Origin of the sequence: Thiobacillus denitrificans, assembly GCF_001530125.1 — a bacterium.
Classification (GTDB): domain Bacteria; phylum Pseudomonadota; class Gammaproteobacteria; order Burkholderiales; family Thiobacillaceae; genus Thiobacillus; species Thiobacillus denitrificans_C.
Window position 1 is genome coordinate 135,888 of sequence record NZ_LDUG01000025.1, and the last position, 23,424, is coordinate 159,311.

The 23,424-nt window shown below is 63.8% G+C and carries 21 protein-coding genes; 12 read left to right on the forward strand and 9 right to left on the reverse strand.

Annotation, left to right across the window (positions count from 1 at the left end; genetic code table 11):
• Positions 1–438: 438 nt before the first annotated feature.
• The 8 genes from ABW22_RS10310 to ABW22_RS10345 all read left to right on the forward strand — a co-directional run bounded on the left by ABW22_RS10310 (position 439) and on the right by ABW22_RS10345 (position 9,579).
• Positions 439–810 (forward strand): hypothetical protein, encoded by a 372-nt coding sequence (locus ABW22_RS10310; protein ID WP_059755896.1) that lies wholly within the window; start codon positions 439–441, stop codon positions 808–810.
• Positions 811–1,106: 296 nt separating this feature from the next.
• Positions 1,107–2,231 (forward strand): efflux RND transporter periplasmic adaptor subunit, encoded by a 1,125-nt coding sequence (locus ABW22_RS10315; protein WP_082708705.1) that lies wholly within the window; start codon positions 1,107–1,109, stop codon positions 2,229–2,231.
• Positions 2,231–5,314 carry an efflux RND transporter permease subunit gene (locus ABW22_RS10320; protein ID WP_059755902.1) on the forward strand — a complete coding sequence of 1,028 codons (3,084 nt, stop codon included), beginning with the start codon at positions 2,231–2,233 and terminating at the stop codon, positions 5,312–5,314. Before ABW22_RS10315 ends, ABW22_RS10320 begins: the two co-directional genes overlap by 1 nt.
• On the forward strand, positions 5,307–5,609 hold the full coding sequence (locus tag ABW22_RS10325) for a DUF3240 family protein (RefSeq protein ID WP_059755904.1): 303 nt from the start codon (positions 5,307–5,309) through the stop codon (positions 5,607–5,609). Before ABW22_RS10320 ends, ABW22_RS10325 begins: the two co-directional genes overlap by 8 nt.
• A complete protein-coding gene (locus ABW22_RS10330) occupies positions 5,609–6,841 on the forward strand; it encodes a TolC family protein (RefSeq protein WP_059756153.1) in 1,233 nt (410 codons plus the stop codon). Before ABW22_RS10325 ends, ABW22_RS10330 begins: the two co-directional genes overlap by 1 nt.
• A 40-nt stretch (positions 6,842–6,881) precedes the next feature.
• On the forward strand, positions 6,882–7,571 hold the full coding sequence (locus ABW22_RS10335; protein ID WP_419184926.1) for a HupE/UreJ family protein: 690 nt from the start codon (positions 6,882–6,884) through the stop codon (positions 7,569–7,571).
• 15 nt (positions 7,572–7,586) lie between these two features.
• Positions 7,587–8,207 (forward strand): hypothetical protein, encoded by a 621-nt coding sequence (locus tag ABW22_RS10340; protein ID WP_059755914.1) that lies wholly within the window; start codon positions 7,587–7,589, stop codon positions 8,205–8,207.
• A gap of 322 nt (positions 8,208–8,529) precedes the next feature.
• On the forward strand, positions 8,530–9,579 hold the full coding sequence (locus ABW22_RS10345) for a DMT family transporter (protein ID WP_059755918.1): 1,050 nt from the start codon (positions 8,530–8,532) through the stop codon (positions 9,577–9,579).
• Between the two features lie 191 nt (positions 9,580–9,770).
• Here ABW22_RS10345 and ABW22_RS18435 read toward each other — a convergent pair whose 3' ends face one another.
• The 6 genes from ABW22_RS18435 to ABW22_RS10370 all read right to left on the reverse strand — a co-directional run bounded on the left by ABW22_RS18435 (position 9,771) and on the right by ABW22_RS10370 (position 17,782).
• A complete protein-coding gene (locus ABW22_RS18435; RefSeq protein WP_082708706.1) occupies positions 9,771–10,136 on the reverse strand; it encodes a helix-turn-helix domain-containing protein in 366 nt (121 codons plus the stop codon).
• 65 nt (positions 10,137–10,201) lie between these two features.
• Positions 10,202–11,473: a glycolate oxidase subunit GlcF gene (glcF, locus tag ABW22_RS10350; RefSeq protein WP_059755923.1), complete on the reverse strand. Its 1,272-nt coding sequence runs from the start codon at positions 11,471–11,473 to the stop codon at positions 10,202–10,204.
• 1 nt (position 11,474) lies between these two features.
• Positions 11,475–12,521, reverse strand: coding sequence for a glycolate oxidase subunit GlcE (gene glcE, locus ABW22_RS10355; protein ID WP_059755928.1), 1,047 nt, complete (start codon positions 12,519–12,521; stop codon positions 11,475–11,477).
• The gene (locus ABW22_RS10360) at positions 12,521–13,975 is read right to left on the reverse strand and encodes an FAD-linked oxidase C-terminal domain-containing protein (protein ID WP_059755931.1); all 1,455 of its coding nucleotides are present in this window, start codon (positions 13,973–13,975) and stop codon (positions 12,521–12,523) included. Before ABW22_RS10360 ends, glcE begins: the two co-directional genes overlap by 1 nt.
• Positions 13,976–13,992: 17 nt before the next feature.
• The gene (locus ABW22_RS10365; protein WP_059755934.1) at positions 13,993–15,327 is read right to left on the reverse strand and encodes a four-carbon acid sugar kinase family protein; all 1,335 of its coding nucleotides are present in this window, start codon (positions 15,325–15,327) and stop codon (positions 13,993–13,995) included.
• A 229-nt stretch (positions 15,328–15,556) separates the two neighbouring features.
• On the reverse strand, positions 15,557–17,782 hold the full coding sequence (locus ABW22_RS10370; protein ID WP_059755938.1) for a transketolase: 2,226 nt from the start codon (positions 17,780–17,782) through the stop codon (positions 15,557–15,559).
• A 106-nt stretch (positions 17,783–17,888) separates the two neighbouring features.
• Between ABW22_RS10370 and ABW22_RS10375 the strand changes: the two genes are divergently transcribed.
• From ABW22_RS10375 to ABW22_RS10385, 3 genes are all read left to right on the forward strand, one after another.
• Positions 17,889–18,653, forward strand: coding sequence for an IclR family transcriptional regulator (locus ABW22_RS10375; RefSeq protein WP_059755941.1), 765 nt, complete (start codon positions 17,889–17,891; stop codon positions 18,651–18,653).
• 63 nt (positions 18,654–18,716) lie between these two features.
• Positions 18,717–19,733 (forward strand): AI-2E family transporter, encoded by a 1,017-nt coding sequence (locus tag ABW22_RS10380; RefSeq protein WP_059756161.1) that lies wholly within the window; start codon positions 18,717–18,719, stop codon positions 19,731–19,733.
• Complete coding sequence (locus ABW22_RS10385) at positions 19,733–20,272, forward strand: glycine cleavage system protein R (RefSeq protein WP_059755944.1); 540 nt, start codon at positions 19,733–19,735, stop codon at positions 20,270–20,272. The genes ABW22_RS10380 and ABW22_RS10385 overlap by 1 nt, the downstream gene beginning before the upstream one ends.
• 67 nt (positions 20,273–20,339) lie before the next feature.
• On the opposite strand, the gene ABW22_RS10390 is transcribed toward ABW22_RS10385, so the two are convergent.
• Positions 20,340–21,011: a DsrE family protein gene (locus ABW22_RS10390; protein WP_082708708.1), complete on the reverse strand. Its 672-nt coding sequence runs from the start codon at positions 21,009–21,011 to the stop codon at positions 20,340–20,342.
• Positions 21,012–21,256: 245 nt separating this feature from the next.
• Here ABW22_RS10390 and ABW22_RS10395 point away from each other — a divergent pair, with 245 nt between their 5' ends.
• The gene (locus ABW22_RS10395; protein WP_059755950.1) at positions 21,257–21,616 is read left to right on the forward strand and encodes a sirohydrochlorin chelatase; all 360 of its coding nucleotides are present in this window, start codon (positions 21,257–21,259) and stop codon (positions 21,614–21,616) included.
• A gap of 8 nt (positions 21,617–21,624) precedes the next feature.
• Here ABW22_RS10395 and ABW22_RS10400 read toward each other — a convergent pair whose 3' ends face one another.
• Both ABW22_RS10400 and ABW22_RS10405 read right to left on the reverse strand, forming a co-directional pair.
• Positions 21,625–22,590, reverse strand: a complete 966-nt coding sequence (locus ABW22_RS10400) for a hypothetical protein (RefSeq protein WP_059755952.1) — start codon at positions 22,588–22,590, stop codon at positions 21,625–21,627.
• Between the two features lie 32 nt (positions 22,591–22,622).
• Positions 22,623–23,243, reverse strand: coding sequence for a DUF502 domain-containing protein (locus ABW22_RS10405; RefSeq protein ID WP_059755955.1), 621 nt, complete (start codon positions 23,241–23,243; stop codon positions 22,623–22,625).
• Positions 23,244–23,424: the final 181 nt, after the last annotated feature.

Genomic DNA, 23,424 nt, shown 5'->3' on the forward strand with positions numbered 1-23,424 from the left:
GGACACTACTGTTTGGTACTAAAAGATCAGCATGCCGAAACGCCAAGTTATGCAAAGGCGCTTTCATCGTTATTTGCTGGTATTGGCCAGCGCTGTGGGCGGGGCGCCCTCGCCCCGATTTGCGCACCGTCGCAACCGCCACGGTATCGGCCCGGGGGCGGGCGTGCGTGGTTGTTGCCGACGCGTCGGCTTTTACAACCACGGCCTCCTCCTTGCGGGGGCTCCTACAACAGCCCCCCGGCGGCGAGGCCTTGGCGAGCACTTGCCCTTTGCGCCTTGCGGCGCATCGAGGCTGAAGCCGTTCCTACGGCAGCGCCTGCGGGATGCCAAAGGACAGGGGCTTCATCAGGGGGCAAGACATGACCTCAACAACCAACAGTGACATAGCCTATGCAAATCCCTCTTGGTGAAAACATCCAGCGCTGTACAATGCCCCGCATGCGCCGCATCATTGTCCTGATCATCATGCTCATCGTTCCGCTCCAGTTCGCCTGGTCTGCGGTGGCCGGACTGCATGGGCATGTGGGGGAGGACGTAGCCGTCCTGGGTTTTCATACCCACGATGATGATCACCATGACCATCATGACCACGCGAGTCCTGATCACTCCGCCGCCGGCAACACGGACAAGGGCCACAGCGAGGACGGGCATCACGGCAGCCATTACCACCCTGTCTTTTCGTCCATCCTCATGGAATCCGGCCTGACGCTGGATTTCGCCTTGCGCAGCGGGCCCATTTCGCAGTCGCCTGCTGCCTTTCTGTCCCACACTCCCCCGCTTCTCGACCGTCCCCCTCTAGCGCACGCCTGAACCGGCGAGCGCTTGCTCCAACTCGGCTTCACGCTGCGGTCTGCTTTCGCGCGCCGGTGTTCTTCGTTCCGTTGTTTTTTCACGAGGAAAACCATGCGATTCACGCTATCCGTGTTTTTGCGCGCGCTGCCGCAGGCGGCGAGTGCCCAAGCTCCCCAAACCGTCTTGACCCAGGCCGATGCCGTCCGCCTGGGGTTAACTCCGCGTAGCGCGCGGAGTTCGGCAAATTTTTCCCACATCGTCTTGAGCGATGAACTCACATTTATTGCGCCTGCAGGCGCCATTCGAGGTTGGCTATGAAAAAAATATTTCCCCGCATCCCGTTCGCTACATGGGCAATGGCTACGCTGTGTGTTCTTACGTCCACCGCTCAGGCAGCCGATCAGCCGGTCAAATTTACCGTTCCCAACAGTCAAATTCAGGCATTGGGCATTCAAACCGCGCCATTACAGACTCAAACCAGCGCGGTAAAGGCGAGTTTTCCTGCGCAGGTCGTGCTCCCGCCCACAGCGGAACAGGTGGTCAGCTCGCCGGTTACCGGCCTCGTCGCACAAGTGCTGGTTCAGCAAAACCAGGCCGTGCGTGCGGGGTCGCCGCTGGTGCGCATCGTCAGCCCGGAGCTCGGCCAATTGCAACTGCAACTGCTGCAAGCGACCGCCCGCGCCACCCTCGCAAGGCAAGCGGCGCGACGCGAACAAGCTTTGTTCAAGGAAGGCATCATTCCCCAGCGCCGGGTGCAAGAGGCGCAGGCGGCTTTGATGGAAGGCGAAGCCGCACTCAACCAGGCCAAATCAATACTGCGTTTAAGTGGGATGTCGGCTGCAACAATTAATCGCGTTGCCGCTTCCGGCAAACTACAGGACAGCATTACGCTGACCGCGATGCAGGCGGGCATCGTGACCGAGCTGGCTGTCCAGCCGGGTCAACGCGTCGAAGCCGCCACTGCCTTGTTGCATGTGGCGCAGATGGGTTCGTTGTGGCTGGATATTCAGCTGCCGGCGTCGCAAAGCGCCAGTTGGCCCGTGGGTACAAGGGTCGAAGTACCCGGCCGGGGCATCACGGCGCGTATCCTGAGCGCCAGCCCGACCGTCTCGTCCAACAGTCAGACGCTGGTGCTGCGGGCCGCGGTCGAAGGTAAAACCAGCCAGCTTCGCCCGGGCGAGTTTGTGACGGTTGAGCTGCCGATGGCGGCGACGCAAGGCAGCTGGGATGTCCCGCTGTCCGCACTGGCCTACGACGGCAATCAACCCTACGTATTTGTCCGCACCTCGACCGGCTTTGAAGCGAGACCCGTGCAAGCCGTGGCCAGCGCAGGGCAACGCGTGCGCGTGCAAGGCGCGGTCAAGGCGGGCGAACGGATCGCCGTGTCCGGCGTGGTGGCGCTCAAGGGCGCCTGGCTCGACGCAAAGGAGAGCAAGTAATGCTTTCCCTCCTCGTTAAATTTTCCCTGTCGCAGCGCCTGTTTGTTCTATTGGCGACGCTGATCGTCGCCGGTGCCGGGTGGGTCGCATACAGCGGTTTGCCGATTGACGCGTTCCCCGATGTGTCGAGCACCCAGGTCAAAATCATCATGAAGGCCCCCGGCATGACGCCGGAGGAAGTCGAAAGCCGGATCGCGGTGCCGATCGAAGTGGAAATGCTCGGCATCCCGAAAACCAAAATTCTGCGCTCGGTCACGAAATATGGCTTGGTCGATGTGACGATCGATTTCGAGGACGGCACCGACCGCTATTGGGCGCGCCAGCAGGTGAGCGAACGTCTGGGCGGGCTCACGGAAAGTTTGCCCGCCGGCATCTCGGGTGGCATGGCGCCGGTGACCACGCCGTTGGGTGAGATGTTCATGTTCACGGTCGAAGGCGAAGGCTTGTCGCTGGCCGAACGTCGCAGCCTGCTCGACTGGGTGATTCGGCCCGCGTTACGCACAGTGCCCGGCGTGGCCGACGTCAACTCATTGGGTGGCGTCGTTCGGGCCTATGAAGTGGTGCCGGATCCGGTACTGCTGGCGGCCAGCGGCGTGACCATCATGCAACTCAAGGAGGCGATCGGCGCCAACAACCGCAACGACGGCGCGGGCCGCCTCGGCGAAGGCGACGAAGTGCTGCTGGTGCGCAGCGAAGGCAGCATTACCAGCCTGGACGATCTGCGTGCGATCGTAGTGACGACCAAGGACGGCGCACCCATCCGTGTCGGTAATCTGGCTGAGGTCAAGATCGGCACCGTCACCCGCTATGGCGTGGTAACACAGAGTGGCAAGGGCGAAGCGGTGCAGGGGCTGGTGTTGGGCCTGGCCGGGGCCAACGCAAAACAGGTGGTCGAAGGGGTGCGCAAAAAACTGGAAGAGCTGCAACCTACGCTACCAAAAGGCGTGCAAATCAAAACTTTCTACGACCGCGCCTCCCTCGTCACCAAAGCGGTCGGTGCAGTCTCGACCGCGCTGCTCGAAGCGACCGTGCTGGTCGTCGTGTTGCTGGTGCTGTTCCTGGGCAATATCCGCGCAGCGCTGACCGTAGCGCTGGTGCTGCCGCTGGCAGCGCTGATCACCTTCATCCTGATGCGCGGCTTCGGCATGTCGGCGAATCTGATGAGCCTGGGCGGTCTGGCGATCGCGATCGGCATGCTGGTCGATGCCGCTGTGGTGGTGGTCGAAAACATCGTGCAGCGTCTGGCGACCGACCCCACGGCCGGCAAGCTGCCGCGGCTGCATACGATCTATCGCGCGGTGCGCGAGGTGGCGGTGCCGGTCACGTCGGGGATTTTGATCATCATTACCGTATTCCTGCCGCTGCTCACCTTGCAGGACCTCGAAGGTAAATTTTTCGTGCCGGTAGCGCTCACCATCGTATTCGCGCTGGCAGCGTCGCTGGTGTTGTCGTTGACCGTCATTCCGGTGCTGGCGTCGTATCTGTTGCGCGAAGTCAAGCATGAAGACCCATGGCTGCCGCGCAAGCTGCTAGCACTCTACGAACCTGCGCTGGCCTGGGGCTTGCGTCGGCAGGGCGTCGTCGCCGCAGTGGCGGTGGCAATGTTGCTGGTGGCAGGCGTGGTCTACACGCAGGTCGGCAAGACCTTTATGCCGACGATGGACGAAGGCGACCTGATCGTCGGCATCGAGAAGCTCCCTTCGATCAGCCTGGAGCAGAGCGCTGCACTCGATCTGAAGATTCACCAGGCGCTGATGAAAGCCATTCCCGAGATTACCGGTATCGTGGCGCGCGCCGGGTCGGATGAGATCGGCCTTGATCCCATGGGGCTGAACCAGACCGACACGTACTTGCAGTTAAAGCCGCGCGACGAGTGGCGCATGAAGAGCAAGGAAGCGCTGATGGATGAAATACGCAAGGTGCTCGACCCGATGCCCGGCATCGAGTACAGCTTTACGCAGCCCATCGAAATGCGCGTATCGGAAATGATCATTGGCGTGCGCGGCGATCTGGCGGTGAAGATTTTCGGCCCCGACCTTGACCAGCTCAACAAGTACGCGAGCCAGGTCGAAGCGCTGCTGAAGACGGTTCCCGGCAATCAGGACGTGTACACGGTGCAGAACGACGGGGTGCAGTATTTGCGGGTGACAGTGGACCGGCTGCAGGCCGGTCGGCTGGGTCTGAGCGTCGAAGAAATTCAGGACGCGCTGCGCACGCAGATCGAAGGGCAGTGGGCCGGCATCGTGATCGAGGGCAACCGGCGTACGCCGATCATATTGCGCGGTACCGAGGCGGTGCGGACGTCGCCGGCCGAGTTAGGCGCGATGCGCATCACGACCAAGGACGGCAGCACGGTGCCCTTGTCCAGTGTGGCCAAGCTCGAACGCGCGGCGGGGCCGGTCAAGATCGATCGCGAAATGGGCAGCCGCTACAGCGTGGTGATCGCCAACGTCGGCGGCCGTGATCTGGTCGGTTTCGTCGAAGAGTCCCGCGCGCTGGTTGCACAGAAACTGCCTCTACCCACCGGTTACCGCATCACCTGGGGCGGCCAGTTCGAGAACCAGCAGCGCGCGGCCGCACGTTTGACGGTGGTGGTGCCGGTCGCACTGGGGCTGATCTTCGTGTTGCTATTTGCGACCTTCGGTTCGGTGCGCCAGGCGCTGCTCATCCTCAGCAATGTGCCGTTCGCGCTGGTCGGCGGCATTGTCGCGTTGTGGGTCACCGGCGAATATCTGTCGGTGCCGGCGTCGGTGGGCTTCATCGCACTGCTGGGGATCGCGGTATTGAACGGGGTCGTGCTGGTCAGCTATTTCAACCAGTTGCAAAGCGAGGGCATGCGATTGAGCGAGGTGGTCGTGCAAGGGGCGAAGCGACGTTTACGACCGGTGATGATGACCGCGGCGATTACCGCGTTCGGCCTGATCCCGCTGCTGTTTGCGACCGGGCCCGGCTCGGAGATTCAGCGGCCGCTCGCCATCGTCGTGATAGGCGGTTTGATCACCGCCACGGCGCTGACGCTGATGCTGCTCCCCATCCTGTATTTACGCTTCGCATTTTCGAAACGAGAGGTTTCCCATGTCTGAACTTTGTTTAACCCTGCTGTGCCCGCCACAAGCCGAGGAAAGATTGCTCGATCTGCTGCTGATGTTGCCCAACACCACGGTCTTCACCAGCACGCCCACCGCCGCTCACGGCCTGACCCACGAGAATCTGGATCAAACCGAACAGGTGCTGGGTCGCGCGCGCGCCACCGAGGTGGAAGTGATCTTTGCGGCGGACGACAAAGCGGCCTTGCTCGACGCGCTGCGTCAGCAATTCGTCGGTGCAGGTCTGCGCTACTGGATAACACCCGTGGTCGAATCGGGAGAGATCGCATGATGATTCGATTGCTGCTGATGAGTTTGATGCTTTCGGGCACTGCGCGCGCGGTACAGCCGGTGAATCCGCCGGGGCTGCTGCCGACCGAAATGGCCCGGCCGTTGCTCGAACAGGATCCCGGCGTGGCGGCCGCGCGCGCGGGTCTGGAAGTCGCGCTGCAAGAGGCTGGCATGCTCGACAAATCGCCGTATGAATGGATAGCCCGGTCCACCGGACAGCAGCGGCGAGTAGAGAACGGCCCGCGCTACAACGAATGGCTGGTCGGCATCGAGCACACCCTGCGGCTGCCCGGTAAAGCCGCAGCCGATCGCAACCTCGGCAAGGCTACCGTCGAAGCGTCGCAGGCACGCTATGGCGAGGCGCGGCACGAAGCGGCGCGCGAGCTGATGGGTCTGTGGGTGGAGTGGCTGCATGCCGAGAATGCCCACACCTTGGCGGGGCAGAATATGCAGGCGACGCAGGAAAGCCTGGCGGCCGTGGACAAACGCGTTCGCGCGGGCGATGCCTCGAAGCTGGACCTGAATCTCGCGCGCGCCGAGCTGACCGACCAACGACGCCTGGAAAACGACGCAAAAACGCAGGCCGCCGTCGCTTGGGCGCGACTGTCCACGCGTTTCCCCAGCGTAGTGCGTCAAGTTCGGGCGCTGCCGCCGCCGCTGCCACTGGGGGAGGAAGCCGCATTCTGGCGCGAGCGCATCCTTGAGCAAAGCGACGAGTTTAAGCTCGTGCAAACGCAATTAGTGGTGGACCAGGCACATGCTGAACGCGCGCGCAAGGACAGGATTCCCGATCCCACACTCGGCGTCCAGACGGCCTCGGAAATAGGCGGCCGTGAGCGCATCACCGGCGTGACGATCAGCATGCCCATTCCGGGGGGCCAACGCCTTGCGCGTAGCGCCAAGGCCATGGCAGTAGTGGAGGTATCGCGCCGGGAAGTCGAGTTTAGGCAGCGCCAGCTCGAAACAGAAATTGCGAGCGCCGTCGCGACTGCGCAAGGCGCCTACGACAGCCTGCAAATCGCCAACGAAGGCACAGTCGCGATGCAGCAGAACGCCGCGCTGATGCAACGCGCCTATACGCTGGGCGAAGCGGAGCTGCAAGCCTTGCTGCTGGCGCGTCGCCAAGCCAACGCGGCGATGAATAGTGCGCTGCAAGCGCAAGTCACGGCGCTGAAGGCTTATTACGGGTTACTCGTCGACGCTCACCTGATTTGGGATTTGGAACATGACTAAACCTTTAAATTTACCCTTCATGTCGCAACGGATCGAGGCCATGTTGCGCGCTCGCTGGTTTGCATTCATCACGCTGTTGTTGCTATCCCTGCTGGCGAGCAGTGCGTTCGCACACGGTGTGGCAGAAGATGACAAGCTGTTTATCGAGCAAGCCAGCGGTATGCAGTTGATACCGTTCATCTACCTCGGCGCGAAGCACATGGTCACCGGGTATGACCATCTGCTCTTCCTGTTCGGGGTGATTTTCTTCCTGTACCGGATGCGCGAGGTCGCAGCTTACGTCACGCTATTCGCCATTGGTCATAGCGTCACGCTGCTGTATGGCGTACTCAGCGGCACGCATGTCAATCCCTACATTGTCGACGCCATCATCGGCCTCTCGGTCGTGTACAAGGCGCTCGACAATCTGGGCGCATTCAAGCGCGTGTTGGGCTTCCAGCCGAATACCAAGGCCGCCGTGCTGATTTTCGGTTTCTTCCATGGCTTTGGCCTCGCCACCAAGTTGCAGGAATTCACGCTATCGCAGGACGGACTGGTGGCGAACATCCTTGCATTCAATGTCGGCGTTGAGCTTGGGCAATTGCTCGCGCTCGTCACAATCCTGATTGCCATGGGCTTCTGGCGGCGGTCCGGTGCATTCTGGCATCAGGCATTCGCGGCCAATGCCGTGTTGATGGCCGCGGGATTCGTGTTGATGGGCCATCAAATGACCAGTTATTTCACACTTTGATTTGAGGATTCAGACATGAACACACACAACACGCACCCGCTTCCGACCCTGCCCCAACTCATCAAGGCGACCGGCGGGGCCTTGATCGTCGCCGCCGCAATCCTGATCGCCGCCGTGCTGCCCGCAGAGCATGGCATCGACCCGACCGGGGTGGGCAAGGCGCTGGGGCTGACCAGGCTGAACGCACCCAGCGAAGAGACTGCCGCGCCCCTGCTTCCGGCCGTTTCCGCTGCAACGCTCCCCAGCAGTGCGGCAGCGGCCGCACCCATGGTGCAAACACTCGCAGCGGCCGTAACTAAAAGCGAAGCGCCTTTTCGCAGCGACGAAATGTCGCTGACCCTGCAACCCGGCGAGGGCGCGGAAATCAAGGCGTCCATGCGCAAGGGCGAGCAATTCGTCTTTACCTGGTCAGTCGAGGGCGGCAAAGTCAATTTCGACATGCATGGCGAGCGGCCCAATGCGGGCAACGAATTCACCAGCTACTGGAAAGACACGCAGCAGACCGGCGCCCAGGGCGCTTTTGTCGCTCCGTTTGACGGGACGCACGGCTGGTATTGGCGCAACCGCGGCGATAAACCCGTTGCCGTCAAAGTCAAAGTGAGCGGTTTTTACGAGACGCTCTACCGGCCGGATTGACCATTCAACCTAAAAACCGCAGTTGACCGCTCATCACCCTGAGGAATGCAGCATGGATATTGGTTTTTCTGCCTTCGACCACGCCCCCCTACAGGGTGAGTCCGCTACGCACCCGCTGGCACGCCTGGTCGTGCGCCTGCCTTGGTCGCACGTCGTTGCAGGCCCCGGCCTGCCGCCTCCTCGCTTCGCGGCATCCACCCGCCCAGACGCACCATCGAGCGCGTCCAACTGCGGTTTCTAGGATGAATCAGGATGACTCACCTTCTTCATTTGTCCCGTCCCGTCAGCCTCACATGATCCCGTTGACCCAGAGCAGGCGCCCATGAGCGATTTCCGTACGGCCATCTGGCCGGCCCTGGCCGCGGCCGCCCTGTTCGGCGGCAGCACGCCGCTGGTCAAGCTGCTGGTGGGCGAAATGCCCGCCTTGCTGCTGGCGGGCCTGCTCTATCTGGGCAGCGGCGTGGGCCTGGTGGTCATTCGCCTGCTGCGGGATCGCGGCTGGCGAGCGAGCGGGCTGGCCGCAGACGAATGGCGCTGGTTCGGCGCCGCCATTGTCTTCGGCGGCCTGCTGGGACCGGTGCTGCTGGTCTTCGGTCTGACCCGTATCGGCGCGGGGACCGCTTCGCTGATGCTCAACCTGGAGGCGGTTTTCACCGCCGTGCTGGCCTGGGTCGTCTTCAAGGAAAACGTCGATCGCCGCATCGTGCTCGGCATGCTGCTCATCGTCGCCGGCGGCGCGGTGCTCGCCTGGCCATCCGCCGGAAGCGCAACGGTGGACGGGGTCGGCCTTCTGGCCATCGCTGCCGCCTGTTTCTGCTGGGCAATCGACAACAACCTGACGCGCCGGGTGTCAGGCTCGGACGCCCTGTTCATCGCCGGGACCAAGGGCTTGACCGCCGGCGCGGTCAACACCGGCCTGGCCCTGCTGCTGGGCGCGGCATTGCCTGCCTGGTCCGCCGCGTGGGCAGCCATGACAGTCGGCTTTGTGGGCTATGGCTTGAGCCTGGTGCTTTTTGTCATGGCATTGCGCGGCCTGGGCACGGCCCGCACGGGCGCCTATTTCTCCACCGCGCCTTTCATCGGTGCAGCCATCGCCATCCTGTTGCTGGGCGAACCCACGCCCGCCCCTTTCTGGCTCGCTGCCGGCCTGATGGGTGCGGGTGTCTGGCTGCACCTGACCGAACGTCACGCCCATGTGCATACGCATGAGCCGCTGGAGCACACGCACCCGCACATTCACGATGCGCATCACCAGCACGAACATGATTTCGATTGGGATGGCAAAGCGCCGCACAGCCATCCCCATCGGCATGTGGCCATCACCCACAAACACCCGCATTTCCCGGATATTCATCATCGGCACGGGCATTGATCCTGGTTCTGCGGATCCCGCTAGGGCCACTCGAAAATGGTAGACGAGAACGGCCGATCATGTTTTGCCGAGGCAAAAAAACGGAGTGTCACGATGATCGCGCTATGGTTGCATCCTGGCTGAACCCTGCCGCACGCGACCGACTCTTCCCGACCCACAAGAATCACGGCCTTCGACGCTTTGACGGTCGGCTATCTCGTGTTGAGCCGCCATTCAAAAATTCGAGGCGGATGCCGGGTCATTGGCCTTATGTAAAGCTTTGCATAAGGCCGACGAGCCGAAGTTCGCGGAAAGTTAGCGAATGGCGGGTTAACCCCAGATAACCGACTGCCATGACGTTGAAGGCTGGGCGGCTCTTGTGGGTCGATGCGAGACTGTGAGCGCGCATGGGCTTGTTTGGGACGATAGCCGCGCGCTCCCCGGTTGCGCGTCATCTCCCGGCTGATGGTCGATTTATGGCGCTCCATCAATCGGGCAATCTCGCTTTTGTCATGTCCCGCTTTGGCAAGGATGGCAATCTGATACCGTTCGTCTTGGGTGAGGTGTGTGTATTTCATTCAGGGCAACTTTGACTTGGCGGTCGAGGGGCTCGGATGCTCTCACATCTCGCCCACCCAACCCGTTAATCAGAGTTGCACTTCGAATTTGAATCCGCGCCCGTTTTTTCCAGCGCATCGTCCAAAATTTCCACCCAGTGTCGCACAGGAATCCCGGTGCCCGATTGCAGATGCGTGAGGCAACCAATGTTGGCGGTGACGATCACCTCCGGCGCCCCCGCCTGTAAATAGCCGAGCTTGCGCATCTTGAGCTGGTTGGCGATCTCGGGCTGCAGGATCGAATAGGTGCCGGCCGAGCCGCAGCACAGGTGTTTTTCCGCCACCGGAGTGAGCTCGAATCCGGCATCGGTCAGCAGCGCCTCGACGCCGCCCGTGAGTTTCTGTCCGTGCTGCAGGGTGCAGGGCGGGTGGTAGGCGATGCGTTTAGGGGTGAGGGGTGAGGGGTTAGGGGTGAGAGATTTCAGCGCGGCCGCTTCGCAAACGAGGATTTCCGAAATGTCTTTCGTCGCGGCGGACACGCGCGCGGCTTTTTCCGCATAGGCGTCGTCATTGCGCAGCAGCCAGCCGTAGTCCTTCACCATCACGCCGCAGCCCGAGGCCGTCATCACGATGGCTTCCACGCCGGCGTCGAGCTGCGGCAGCCAGGCGTCGATGTTGCGGCGTGCGGCATCAAGGCCCGCATCGGTGTCGTTGAGGTGATGCGCAAGCGCGCCGCAGCAGCCGGCTTCGCTTGCCGTGACCAGCGAGATGCCGAGGCGGTCGAGCACGCGCGCGGTGGCGGCGTTGATGTTGGGTTTGAGGCCGGGCTGCACGCAGCCCTGCAGGACCAGCATGCGGCGGGCGTGGCGTGCGGCGGGCCAGATGCCTGCTGCTTCGGCGGCGGGGATGCGGGCCTTCAAAAAGCCCGGCATCAGACTGCGCACGCCCTGGCCGAGATTGAGCGCGCTGTTGAACAGCAGTTGCGTGCCGAGGCCGATTTTCAGCGCCGTGCGGGTCGCGGTCTCGCCCACGCTGCGGCCGACTTTTTCCTCGACGATGTGGCGGCCGATGTCGAGCAGCTTGCCGTATTCGACGCCCGATGGGCAGGTGGTCTCGCAGTTGCGGCAGGTCAGGCAGCGGTCGAGGTGAAGCTGGGTTTTCGCCGTCGGCGTTGCGCCTTCGAGCACCTGTTTCATCAGATAGATGCGGCCGCGCGGCGAGTCGAGCTCGTTGCCGAGAATCTGGTAGGTGGGGCAGGTGGCCAGACAAAACCCGCAATGCACGCAGCTGCGCAGGATGCGTTCGGCTTCCTCGCCCTCGGGGGTGTTGCGGAAGGATTCGGCGAGCGTGGTCTGCATGTCAGAAGTCCGAATACAGGCGGCCGCGGTTGAAAATGCCCCTGGGGTCGAAGCGCTGCTTGAGGTTGCGATGCACGCCCAACAGGGCCGGGGCGAGCGGGGCGAAGACGCCGTCGGCCGGCGCGGCGCCGCGGAACAGGGTGGCGTGGCCCCCCGCACTCTTGGCAGCTTCGCGCAAGTTGGCTGCGGGCCGGTTGCTTGCCAGCCAGCGCACGGCGCCGCCCCATTCGATCCATTGCGCGTCGCCCAGGTTCAGTGGCGGCGTGGTCGGCTTGACCGCCAGACGCCATATCGGGCGCTTGTCGAAAAAAGGTGTCGCCTGGTCGCGCAGGCGCTGCCAGAAGGCAGCGGCATCCTTCAATGCCTCGCCGCCGAGTTTGGCCTGCGCGACCTGCACCGCGGACGCCGCGCCCGACAGCCGCAGCGTCAGCAGGCCGGCGTGCCATGAAGTCGCCGACAGCGGCAGCGGCTGTCCGGCCCACTGGTTCATTTTCAGGATGGCGGTGGCTTCATCCAGTTCGAATTGCAGCGTGGATTCCGCAGCCGGTTTCGGCAGCACCTTGAGCGAGACTTCGGTGATGAGGCCAAGCGTGCCGAGCGCGCCGACCATCAGCCGCGACACATCGTAGCCGGCGACATTCTTGATCACCTGGCCGCCGAAGCGCAGCGGCTGCCCGGTACCGTCGACCATCCGCACACCGAGCACGAAGTCGCGCGCGGCGCCGGCGTAGGGTCGGCGCGGGCCGGACAGGCCGGCGGCAATGCAGCCGCCCAGCGTGGCCGGGCCGCCGAAGTGCGGCGGCTCGAACGCCAGCATCTGATTCTGTTCGGCGAGCAGTCCCTCGATTTCGGCCAGCGGGGTGCCGGCACGTGCGGTCAGCACCAGCTCCTTGGGCTGGTAGTCGACGATGCCGGCAAGCGCGCGTGTGCTGAGGACTTCACCTTCATCGGCGTTGCCGTAGAAGGTCTTGCTGCCGCCGCCCTGGATGATGAGCGGCGTATTGCTTTCATGGGCGGCGCGGATGCGCTCGATCAAGGTGTCCAGCATCAGAACCTCGGCAGCTCGGGGTGCGTTAGCTGGCCGCCGTGGACGTGCATCGCGCCCCACTCGGCGCAGCGGTGCAGTTCGGGAACAGCCTTGCCGGGGTTGAGCAGCTTGTCAGGGTCGAATGCGGCCTTCACGTCGTGGAAACGGCTCAGTTCCGGCGTGGCGAACTGCGCGCACATCTGGTTGATCTTTTCCAGCCCGACGCCGTGCTCGCCGGTGATGGTGCCGCCGACCTCGACGCACAGCTCGAGAATCTTGCCGCCGAAGGCTTCGGCCTTGGCGAGTTCGCCGGGCTGGTTGGCGTCGAACAGGATCAGCGGGTGCAGATTGCCGTCGCCGGCGTGGAACACGTTGGCTACCGCCAGGCCGTATTCGGCGCTCATCTCGCTGATGCGTTTCAACACGTGCGGCAAAGCGCCGCGCGGAATGGTGCCGTCCATGCAGTAATAGTCGGGCGCGAGCCGGCCGACCGCGGGGAAGGCGGCCTTGCGCCCGGCCCAGAACTTGAGGCGCTGCGCCTCGCTCTCGGCGGTGCGGATCTCGATCGCGCCAGAGGCTTCGAGCACTTTCCGCACGGTGTAGATGTCGGCCGAGACTTCCTCGTTGACGCCGTCAACCTCGCACAAGAGCAGGGCCTCGCAGTCGAGCGGGTAGCCAGCGTGGACGAAGGCCTCGGCGGCCTGGATGGCGAGGCGGTCCATCATCTCGAGACCTGCAGGGATGACGCCAGCGGCGATGATGTTGCCGACTGCGGCACCCGCTTTCGCCACATCGTCGAACGCGGCCAGCACCACCTGCGCGCGTTCGGGGCGCGGCAGCAGCTTGACCGTGACTTCGGTGATCACCGCCAGCATGCCTTCCGAGCCGGTCAAGAGCGCGAGCAGATCGTAGCCGGGCGCGTCGAGCGACTCGTTGCCGATTTCCAGCAATTGGCCGTCGATGGTCCACGCGCGCAGCTTCATGATGTTGTGCACGGTGAGGCCGTATTTGAGGCAGTGCACGCCGCCGGAGTTTTCCGCCACGTTGCCGCCGATCGAGCAGGCGATCTGCGACGACGGATCGGGCGCGTAATAAAGATTGTGCCCCGCGACGGCTTCGGAAATCGCCAGGTTGCGCACGCCGGGCTCGATCACGGCGGTGCGCGTCAGCGGGTCGATGGCCTTGATGCGGTTGAGCTTGGCCAGCACCAGCAACACCGCACCGTCGACGGGTATGGCGCCCGCCGACAGGCCGGTGCCGGCGCCGCGTGCCACCACTGCGACCTTCTCCGCGTGGCACAGCTTCAGGATCGCCGCCACCTGCGCCTCATTCTCCGGCAGTGCTACCACGTCAGGGGTGTTGCGGTACACCGCCAGGCCGTCGGACTCGAATGGCAGCAGGTCTTCGCGCTCGTTGAGCACGCAGTGCGCCGGCAACAGGCGGCGCAGTTTGGATAGGAAGGCGGGACTGAGCATGGCAGGGCGGGAAACGGTCAGGCCGCCAGTTTAGCCGGGCTCGCCTGCGCGTGCGAGGGCGCGAGACGCCGGTAGGCTTCCGCCAGTGCACCGTCGCCGCCGACGTTGCCGGGAAAAATCACGACGGGAATCTGCGGCAGGCGGTGGGCGGTCGGCGTCTGCACCACGGTCACGCCGGGGAGGATCTGCCCCAGCACGCGCGAGGTCGCCAGTTCCAGCCCGGTCGACAGCACGTCGTTGGAGGTGATGCCGCCCTTGCTGATGAGGAAGCCCAGGGTTTCCGGCAGCCGATGCACCACGTCCATCAGCGTGGCGGACACGGACTCGCCGAAGGCCAGCCGCTCGGCCACGCTGACGAACTGCCGCTCGGCGCGGCTGGTGAACACCACCGGCGTGAGGCCGCGTGCGTGGGCGTGGGCGATGCTCGCTGTCAGTTCGTCGACCAGCGCGGCGCGCGCGTCAGGCAGACGGGCGACGTCGAGCGGCAGGCCGACCACGCCGCGTTCCTTCAGCAGCGCGGTGAGCTGGGCCGTGGTCTTGGCGACGTGCGAGCCGACGATGATCGCGCCGGGCTGGCCGTCGCGCACCAAAGTGGCGAAGGATTCGGCAGCTACCGGCTGCGGCGGCAGCTTGGCGAGTGCGGTGAGCAGCGAGGCCGCGCTGCGGAACAGCAGGTGGCGGCCAGAGGCGGCGGCTTTCAGGACTGCGTCGGCGAAGATGCGGTAGTCGTCTGCGGATTCGCCGTCGACCACGCCGATTGCGTTGTTCTCGAACGATGCGAGCCAGGAATCGGCCTGGCCTTTGCGAAGGTCCGTGAGGGTGAGCCGCGCCACGTCAGCGGCCTCGACGCGGCCGGCGGTCTTCTCGGCGACGTAGTCGGGCAGATACGCGGTGCGGTAGCCGAACACCGAGTCGCGCGCGAACTCGGTCTCGTGGGTCGGCACCGGCTTGCCGTCGATGATCAGGTAGTGCGTGCTGTCGCGCGTGATGCGCCCGCCCTCGAAGAAGCCGGGGGTCAGGATGGTCGCGTCGAAAGAACCGAGCACGGCGTTCATCACGTCGGTCTCGACCGGGTAGTGGCCGCGCAGCGTTGAATCCGAGCGCGATACGAACAGCACCGGCCCTTTGTAATCGACGAGCGCGAGCTTGAGGTTTTCGCATACCTCTCGCGTGACGTCGGCGGCGCGCGCCGCGTCCATCCCGCGCGTGTTGGTGAGGATGAAGAACAACGGCGCGGCGTCGGCCAGCGCCGTCTTCAACGTGGCGACATCCCAGCGCGTCAGGAGCAGACAGGAATGCACCGTCTGCGATCCGGTGGGGTCGTCGTCGAGAACGATGATTTTCGGGGTCATGATCTAAACCTTTTTTGTCCGCGAAGGACGCGAAGGGGCGCGAAGAAGACCTGAGTAAACACTGATACGTCTGTCATTGCGAGGAGCGAAGCGACGCGGCAATCCAGAAAGCCTCGCCGAATCAAGCAGTGGATTGCTTCGCTGCGCTCGCAATGACAAATTACAGACTTATTCAGCGTCCTCCGGGTTTTCCTTCGCGTTTCTTCGCGCCCTTAGCGGATACGTTTTTTTAAGCCGCCACCTGTTCCAGCATCGCCAGCGCGCGCTCGTGCATCGCCTGCGCGTTCATGCCGTTGAAGTCGAACAACTGCTGCGGGTTGGCGGTGGTTTCGCCGCGCTTCCAGCAGAACACGTCGCGCTGCGCGGCCTGACTGCGCAGCAGCACCGGCTCCAGCGGTGCCGACGGGCCGCCGGTGACGCCGATCAGCACGTCACCATGAAACATCGCCTTGAATGCAGCGTCGTCCATGAAGCGGCCGTCGGGTTCCGACACGCTGTCCCACAGCACGTCGCTCGGACGGTACAGGCGGCGCGGGTTGACCACGGCGACGATGCGCGAGCCGATGCCGGCTTCGGCCAGCTTCTCGGCGGCGGCAAACACCGGCTGCAGCACCAGGTCGCCGGTCACCGCGAACACCACGCTGTGGGAACCCGGGTGTTCCTTGAGCACAATGGCGCCGTCGTCGATCGCCTGATAGCTCTGCGCCATCGTGGCATGGATCGGCAGCGGCGTCTTCGAGGCGGTGATGACGATACCCTTGTTGCGCTGCTTCAGGGCCCAGTCGTAGCTCGCCTGGATCATGTTGGCATCGACCGGGAATAGCGGGTAGACGTTGCCGTTGCGCATCATCGCGGCGAAGTAGCTTTCGATTTCCGGGCGCTGGTGGGTCCAGCCGTTGCGGCCCTGCTCCAGCGCGCCGGCGGTGAACAGGCACACCGTTGCAGGCGTCGGGCGGCGCAGTTCGGCCATCGCCTGCGTCACCGTCTGCCAGATCGGCAGGCCGTTGATGGCGAAGGATTCGTAGCTGCACCACAGGCTGCGGCCGCCGAACAGCGCGACGCCCACCGCGAGGCCGGCGCAGGAGTCTTCGTTGAGCGGCTCGTAGACCTGACCAGAAGGCCCCTGGAAATACAGGTCGTCGGCAGTCGGATGGCGGATGGTCAACGCCTTGTTGATGTTGGCCATGCCCGACGCTTCGTTGCCGTCGGCGTTGGTGACGACGAAGTCCGGGTCGCGCTTACCCACTTCGCCGACGACGTTGCCGAAGGCGGTGGTGGGCACGTGGTTTTCGCCGACGGCGAATTCGGTCAGCGGCAGCCCTTCGAGGCTGGGCAGATCGCGCACGCTTTCGGTCACCGCCACGCGTGCGGCCGGGCCGCCGCCGGCGTGGCGGAAGTTCTCGCGGGTGATTTCCCACGCCTTGATCGGCAATGCGCGGCGCTGCAGCCCGCCCTTCACGTCGTCGGAGTCGAGCGTGTGGTGCGCGTAGAGGTTGTGCGACTTGGCGCCGGTGGCGTGTACGCCCGCGCCTTTCAATTGCTTGACAATGAGGCAGGCGCGGCGACCGGACAGCGCGCTTTTCGCGGCGGTATCGGCCGCCTTCAGAATCGCGCCGGTGAAGGCCATGCGCGCGGCGAAGCCGAAGGTCGTGCTGTCCGTGTACACCGGCGCGTCGGGCGTGTCGGCGTATTCGCGGGCGTCGATCAGGTGTATGTCGTCGAAGCCGTACGCGCGCCAGTAGTCGGTCATGCGCGTGTTGTCCCACAGCGACACCATGCTGTGGTGCTCCTGCGAATAGCCGTTCCACACCAGCACCGGCAGGTAGTTGGTGATGTCCGGATAGGCGGTCGCGAAATGCTGGAACGCGCTCATGATGTAGGGCTCGCCGAGGCCGCCGTCGCCGATGGTGACGGGGAACAGCTTGTCGCGATTCAGGTAGGCGCCGGCCATGGCGAAATGCTGGCCCTGGCCCAAGGGGCCGGCAGGCGCCAGCAGGCCGGGAATCGCGCCCGACAGATGGCCGAGCAGGCCGTGGCGCTCGCGAAAGCGCGCCCGCATGTCGGAAACCGTGTAGATGCCCATGTCTTCGAGCGAGGTGTCGAGGAACATCGCCGAATAGAAGCCGGGCGCGTGGTGGCCGACCTCGGTCACCATGTTGCGGTGGCCCAGCAGGTGCAGCGCGGCGACCGCGTCGGCGCTGGAGGCGAAGCCACCCGGGTGGCCGGACGACTTGCTGCCGGTGACCTGCAGGGTCAGGTAGCGCAGCGCATCGGCGGCCAGCAGCGTCTGGTAGATGGCCTGCTCACTGGTCGCGTCCGGCAGCGCGGGCTGGTTCGGCCCCAGCAGCGGCGCTGCGCCCAGGCGGTCGATTTCCGGAAAGCTGTCGGCGAAATACTGAATGCCCTCGCAAAAGGTGGGGACAGTCTCGGGCGGGGACTGCAGCACTGCGCTCATGGCAATTCCTTTCACAATATGAAAATGTTTCACATGATGTGAAACGATGGATGTATTGAAGCAGAAATTTCCCGCTTTTTCACATTGCGTGATAAATTTTCACCTTATGAAAAATACAATCTCATCCATCCAGGTGCTCGACCGCGCCATGGCGCTGGTCGGCGTTCTCTCCCGCGCGCCCGGCCCGGTCAGCCTGACCCGGCTGGCCAATGATGCCGGTCTGCATACCGCCAGCGCGCACCGCATTCTCGGCGCATTGATGGCGCACGGCCTGATCGAGAAAAGCGGCGCCGGCGAATACGACCTCGGCGTGCGCTGGCTGGAAGTCGGCAACCGCCTGCGCGCGCGGCTGAACATCCGTCAGGTTGCAATGCCGGCCATGCAGCAACTGGCCGAGCTGACCGGCGAGACGGTCAACCTGATCGTGCGGCGCGGCGACGAAGCCGTCTACGTCGAGCGCGTGACCGGCGGGCAGACGATGATCCAGGTGGTGCAGGTGGTCGGCGCGCACGCGCCGCTACATGTCACCGCGGTCGGCAAGGTATTTCTCGCCGAGGACAGTGCCAGCGGGGTGATGGGCTACGCCGAGCGCACCGGCCTGCCCGCCTACACTGCGAACACCCTGACCACGCTGGAAAAGCTGCGCGCCGAGCTTGAAGTGATCCGGCGCGAGCAGCTGGCCTACGACCGCGAGGAAGCCGAGCTGGGGGTGGCGTGCATCGGCGCACCGATCCGCGACGCCGAGGGCAAGCTGGTCGCCGGGCTGTCGATCTCGGCGCCGGCCGACCGCCACAAGCCGGGCTGGGCCGAGGCGCTGAAAACAACGGCCGCCCAGACCGGCGCTGCGCTCGGGTATCTGGCCGATGTCTGAAATCAGCAGGCATCCGTCAGTAAGTCCTTGCCGCGCGCAGGCTTTGTTGGCAATGTGGCGGCCATGACAGCCATCCAGCCCGCTACCCGCTACCAGATCGCCGCCTGGCTGATGATGGCCGCAGGCCTGCTGCTTGTCCTTCACCTGCGCGTGTTGCCGGCCTTGCTGGCCGGCCTGCTGGTGGTGCAGCTGGTGCACCTGCTGGCGCCGCGGTTTGTCATCGGCAAGCTCGGCCATACCTGGTCCAAGGTGATGGTGGTGTCATTGATCACCCTCATTGTGCTGGGCGCGCTGGGCGGGATTACCGCGGGTGCCATCCTGTATTTGCGCACCGAGGGCGGACTCACCGGCCTGCTCACCAAGATGGCCGAGGTGATCGAAAACTCGCGTGAGCTGCTGCCGCCGTGGGCCGGGGAATGGCTGCCGCAGGGCGACGAGTCGGTGATCCGCGCCGGCCTGGTCGAATGGTTGCGCGACCATGCGCAGGACCTGCGTAGGCTGGGCGGCGATGCCGGCCGCGTGCTGCTGATGATTCTGCTGGGCTTCATCATCGGCAGCTTTGTCGCGCTGCGCGAGGCCGCGCCGCATCAAACCATGGCACCGCTGGCGCAAGCGTTGTGCGAGCGCGTTCAGCGGCTCGCCGAAGCGTTCCGCCGCGTGGTGTTCGCCCAGGTGCGGATCTCTGCGCTCAATGCCCTGCTGACCTGGATCTATCTCGTCCTGATCCTGCCCGCGTTCGGCGTCGAGCTGCCTTTCGTCAAGACCATGGTGCTGGTGACCTTCGTCGTCGGCCTGCTGCCGGTGCTCGGCAATCTCATTTCCAACAGCATCATCGTCATCATTTCGCTGCCGCATTCGCTCTATGTCGCCGCCGGCTCGCTCGCCTTCCTGGTCATCATCCACAAGCTCGAATATTTCGTGAATGCCCGTATCATTGGCGGTCAGATCAAGGCGCGCGCCTGGGAACTGCTCATTGTCATGCTGGCGATGGAAGCGGCCTTCGGCGTGCCGGGCGTGATCGCCGCGCCGGTGTTCTACGCGTATATCAAAAAAGAACTGTCCGATAGGGAATTAATTTAATGGCAAGCGACACCGAATCCCTCGTTATCACCGCCAGCGGCGAAGACAAAATTGGCCTGGTGGAAGGCTTCACCCGCCGCATCAGCGAATCCGCCTGCAACATCGAGGAATCGCGCATGGCTGCGCTCGGCGGGCGCTTTGCGCTGCTGATGCGCGTGTCCGGCAGCTGGGACGCGCTCGCCAAGCTGGAAGCCCGCCTGCCGGCCGTGGGCGAGGAGCTCGGCCTGTCGCTCACCCAGCAGCGCACCCGTCCCAACCGTCCGGAAAAGCCGCTGATCCCGTACACCGTCGAGGTCGCCGCGCTTGACCAGCCCGGCATTGTCAACAGCCTGGCCAATTTCTTCGCGCGCCTGCACATCAACATCGAGGCGCTCGAAACCGAGACCTATCCGGCACCGCACACCGGCGCGCCGATGTTCGCCGTCCACATGACGCTTGGCATCCCCGCCGATGCCCACATCGCCACCCTGCGCGGCGATTTCCTCGACTACTGCGACGATCAGAATCTCGACGCGACCTTCGAGCCGGTTCGTATTTAAGTCCACCAAATAAAAAACCCCCGCCCGGCCGGCTGGCCTGGGCGGGGTTCTCCCGTTCAACGAACGATCAGGGCTGGATGTACTGGTAGCCCCGTGCCTGGAAGTCGGCAATCGACGTCAGGCCGGCGGTGGTGTATTCCATGCCTTCGATCATCTGGGCGGTGGCCGATTCGCCGGTGAGCAGGTATTTCGGTAGAGAGGTGATCGTCGTGGCGGGTTGACTGAGGAAAGCACGCGTCGTGTTCTGGCAAAAATAGAACTTCACACCACGTGCCATCAGCCCCCGGATCGTGCCTTCGAAGGGGTTGCGACCGCTAACTTCCGCGCCGTCAGCATTCAGGCCAACGTCCTTGAGCGCCATCCGGCCGCCTGGGCTGTGCAGCACGACGACCATTTTGTAATCCTTGCCCGCCTTCATGCCATGGGTGATTTCATAGTCGTCTAGGATGTTGCGAATGTTGCCGAGGCCGTAGGGCGAGGCCGCACAATTGGCCGTATTGGTGCAGAACTGGTTGATTTGCACGACCATCTTGACGTCGTGGCGTTTCTCGAGGCACTTGGTCAAGGCCTGGGTGCCGGGGCCGAACTCGTCGTCCATGCTTATGCCGCGCACCAGACCGACCGGGCATTCGTTGTTGCCGCCCTTTGCTTTTTTGTCTTTGTCGCCGTCATCAGCGAATACGGGCATCGAAACCAGCCCGATCATCAGGGCGCCGAGCGTAGCATTCAGTAATTTCATGTTGCTCCTCCTTATGTGTTTGTGTGCCAACTGGGACGGCTCCGAAGCGAAGCCTGTTGAATACTTGCCGCAAGGTGTCGAAAGATCAACAAAACATTCGTACCGAAAGAGCCGGCTGGCGATGTGCTTCCCCGGCGGAAAGCGCCATGGTGTTTGGCAGGAGGTTGGCTCGTTTGCGGCGACGGTGGGGAACTGGCCGGTTAAAATCGGCTCACCGTCACGTCATCCCTTGCGAGAATACCGCTATGCCCAGCCTCCTCATCATTGCCCACGGCAGTCGCCGCGCGGCGTCCAACGACGAAGTCCGTGTGCTTGCCGATGCGGTGCGCGCGCAAGCCGACCAGGCTTATGACCACGTTGAGTCTGCGTTTCTGGAGTTGGCCGAGCCGAGCATTCCCGCCGGGCTGGCCGCGCTGGCGTCGAAGGGCGCCACCGACATCGTGGCGTTTCCCCATTTCCTTGCTGCCGGCACGCATGTGGCGCAGGACATCCCCGAGGCCATCGCAGAATTCTCGGCCGCCCATCCTGCTGTGACGGTGCGACTGACGCCGCATCTGGGGGCGTCAGTCACGCTGCCCGCCGCGATTCTGGGCGTGGCGGCGTAAGAGCCAGATCAACCGCTCTCGGTGCTGTTGAGTTCGATGTAGAACATCGGCATCACGCCGTCCGAGGTTTGCGGGCGCGGCTGGCTGCGCAGCAGTGCCGCTTCCACCCGTGCCGCCTGCAGCGCAGCGCGGTCGATCACCTCGGGATACAGCCGGTAGTGTTTTTCGATCAGCTCGGCCTGCCTGCAGGCGCAGGCTTCGAGCGCGCCGCGCGTGGCAGGATCGAGCTGCGGCAGGAGCAGCATCCACGGCGCCTGCCAGGCGTGATAGTCGTGCACCAGCCGGGTGTGCGCCGCATCCAAGCCTGCGGTGGCGATGAACAGCGGCGGGAAGGCGTCGGCGTCGAGCACGCGCCCGCGCAAGGCATCGCCGCCCTTGCGCGTGTACAGGCCCAGCCCGGCGCCGTCGTCGGCACGGCGAAACCATTGCGCCACGCTACTGGAAAGGCTGTTCACCTGGCGCGTCAGATACACGGCGGCGGGTTCGTTCAGGTCGGCAATGGCCGCGCTCCTGAAACCTTCCTGCGCGGCCATGCCGGCGCGCCAGTCGAGCGGCGGCTGGGTGTCGGTTTCGCTGTCGGTTCGCACGCTGTGCAGTAGCGCCAGCGGCTGGCTGTTGCGGTCGAGCAGCCACAGCTCGAACGGGTCGCGGAATTTGAACGGCACCTCGCGATGCACCTTGAGCAGGTGCTCGTACACCACCGCGCCCATGTTCTCCAAGCGCCTGAAATCGTCCGACGGAAAAAGCGGCCCGCGCTTGAGGCCTTTTTCCGCCGACCAGTGGCCGTAGCGGATGTCGGAAATCTGCGCCCGCTTGCCGGCGCGCCCGAGGCCGTCGAGCAGGGCGTCGTTGGCCACATAAATATCCCACTCGATGCCGTCGGTCGTCACCGCCTCGGCCGACTGAAAACGGATGACATGCACCGCCCCGCGAAACGGGTTGAGCAGGCGTTGGGCGTAGCACTCGATCTGCATGAGACCTTACATCAGCGGTTGGTGTGACTGAATCATGGTTGCCTGCGATCGAGCGAATCGACGTTTCCGGCCGTGCTCATCCAGGCAAACATCGACGCGCGCATCGCTTCTTCCACCGAGATGTCGATCGGCTGCGTCCATTCGCGCGGCACAAACACCGTGTAGCCGCCGATGTTGTACCCCATCGGCAGATAAACCGCCACGCGGTCGCCCTGCAGGAAGCCGGCAGGCAGGTCATCGACGCTTTGGCGCGTGACCAGCCCCACCAGTTCAAGATCTTGCCCCGGCATTCTGAGGATCACCACCATTTGCTGGGCAGTCTTGTTGCGTTGGGGCGAAAAATAATCGGCAAAGCTTTTCAAGGAGGAATAAATGCTCTTGACCACCGGCAGGTTGGTGAAGGGCAGTTCGATCAGCGACAGCAGCTTACCCATGCCGCGCTGCGACATCAGCATGCCGAGCAGGATGATGCCGGTAATGCCCAGCAGCAGACCCATGCCCGGCACATAAAGCCGGCCGATGAATGGCCGGATCAGCTGCATCGCCACCGACTCGCTCCAGCTCAGAAAGACATAGAGCAGGTAGACCGTCAGCCCGAGTGGCAAGGCGGTGATCAGGCCACGAAAAAAATACTGGGAGAGGTTCTTGGTCAATTTGGGGCCCCGTGACGGTCATAAAGAGGTTTACTAAGTTTCGTTAGCATAACAGCGACGCATTACCAGAATTGCTGCATGTTTTTACATTTTGGCGGGGCCGTCATAAAAGCCCCGTATTGGCCGCCCTGGTCCTGTCCACCCTGCCGGCCGACTGCGCCAGTGACCCCGGCGCTGAAGA

What these genes read in the sequence shown, in the direction of transcription:
- ABW22_RS10310 (WP_059755896.1), top strand. Translation starts at nt 439, where the DNA reads ATGCGCCGCATCATTGTCCTGATCATCATGCTCATCGTTCCGCTCCAG.
- ABW22_RS10315 (WP_082708705.1), top strand. Translation starts at nt 1,107, where the DNA reads ATGAAAAAAATATTTCCCCGCATCCCGTTCGCTACATGGGCAATGGCT.
- ABW22_RS10320 (WP_059755902.1), top strand. Translation starts at nt 2,231, where the DNA reads ATGCTTTCCCTCCTCGTTAAATTTTCCCTGTCGCAGCGCCTGTTTGTT.
- ABW22_RS10325 (WP_059755904.1), top strand. Translation starts at nt 5,307, where the DNA reads ATGTCTGAACTTTGTTTAACCCTGCTGTGCCCGCCACAAGCCGAGGAA.
- ABW22_RS10330 (WP_059756153.1), top strand. Translation starts at nt 5,609, where the DNA reads ATGATTCGATTGCTGCTGATGAGTTTGATGCTTTCGGGCACTGCGCGC.
- ABW22_RS10335 (WP_419184926.1), top strand. Translation starts at nt 6,882, where the DNA reads ATGTTGCGCGCTCGCTGGTTTGCATTCATCACGCTGTTGTTGCTATCC.
- ABW22_RS10340 (WP_059755914.1), top strand. Translation starts at nt 7,587, where the DNA reads ATGAACACACACAACACGCACCCGCTTCCGACCCTGCCCCAACTCATC.
- ABW22_RS10345 (WP_059755918.1), top strand. Translation starts at nt 8,530, where the DNA reads ATGAGCGATTTCCGTACGGCCATCTGGCCGGCCCTGGCCGCGGCCGCC.
- ABW22_RS18435 (WP_082708706.1), bottom strand. Translation starts at nt 10,136, where the DNA reads ATGAAATACACACACCTCACCCAAGACGAACGGTATCAGATTGCCATC.
- glcF (WP_059755923.1), bottom strand. Translation starts at nt 11,473, where the DNA reads ATGCAGACCACGCTCGCCGAATCCTTCCGCAACACCCCCGAGGGCGAG.
- glcE (WP_059755928.1), bottom strand. Translation starts at nt 12,521, where the DNA reads ATGCTGGACACCTTGATCGAGCGCATCCGCGCCGCCCATGAAAGCAAT.
- ABW22_RS10360 (WP_059755931.1), bottom strand. Translation starts at nt 13,975, where the DNA reads ATGCTCAGTCCCGCCTTCCTATCCAAACTGCGCCGCCTGTTGCCGGCG.
- ABW22_RS10365 (WP_059755934.1), bottom strand. Translation starts at nt 15,327, where the DNA reads ATGACCCCGAAAATCATCGTTCTCGACGACGACCCCACCGGATCGCAG.
- ABW22_RS10370 (WP_059755938.1), bottom strand. Translation starts at nt 17,782, where the DNA reads ATGAGCGCAGTGCTGCAGTCCCCGCCCGAGACTGTCCCCACCTTTTGC.
- ABW22_RS10375 (WP_059755941.1), top strand. Translation starts at nt 17,889, where the DNA reads ATGAAAAATACAATCTCATCCATCCAGGTGCTCGACCGCGCCATGGCG.
- ABW22_RS10380 (WP_059756161.1), top strand. Translation starts at nt 18,717, where the DNA reads ATGACAGCCATCCAGCCCGCTACCCGCTACCAGATCGCCGCCTGGCTG.
- ABW22_RS10385 (WP_059755944.1), top strand. Translation starts at nt 19,733, where the DNA reads ATGGCAAGCGACACCGAATCCCTCGTTATCACCGCCAGCGGCGAAGAC.
- ABW22_RS10390 (WP_082708708.1), bottom strand. Translation starts at nt 21,011, where the DNA reads ATGAAATTACTGAATGCTACGCTCGGCGCCCTGATGATCGGGCTGGTT.
- ABW22_RS10395 (WP_059755950.1), top strand. Translation starts at nt 21,257, where the DNA reads ATGCCCAGCCTCCTCATCATTGCCCACGGCAGTCGCCGCGCGGCGTCC.
- ABW22_RS10400 (WP_059755952.1), bottom strand. Translation starts at nt 22,590, where the DNA reads ATGCAGATCGAGTGCTACGCCCAACGCCTGCTCAACCCGTTTCGCGGG.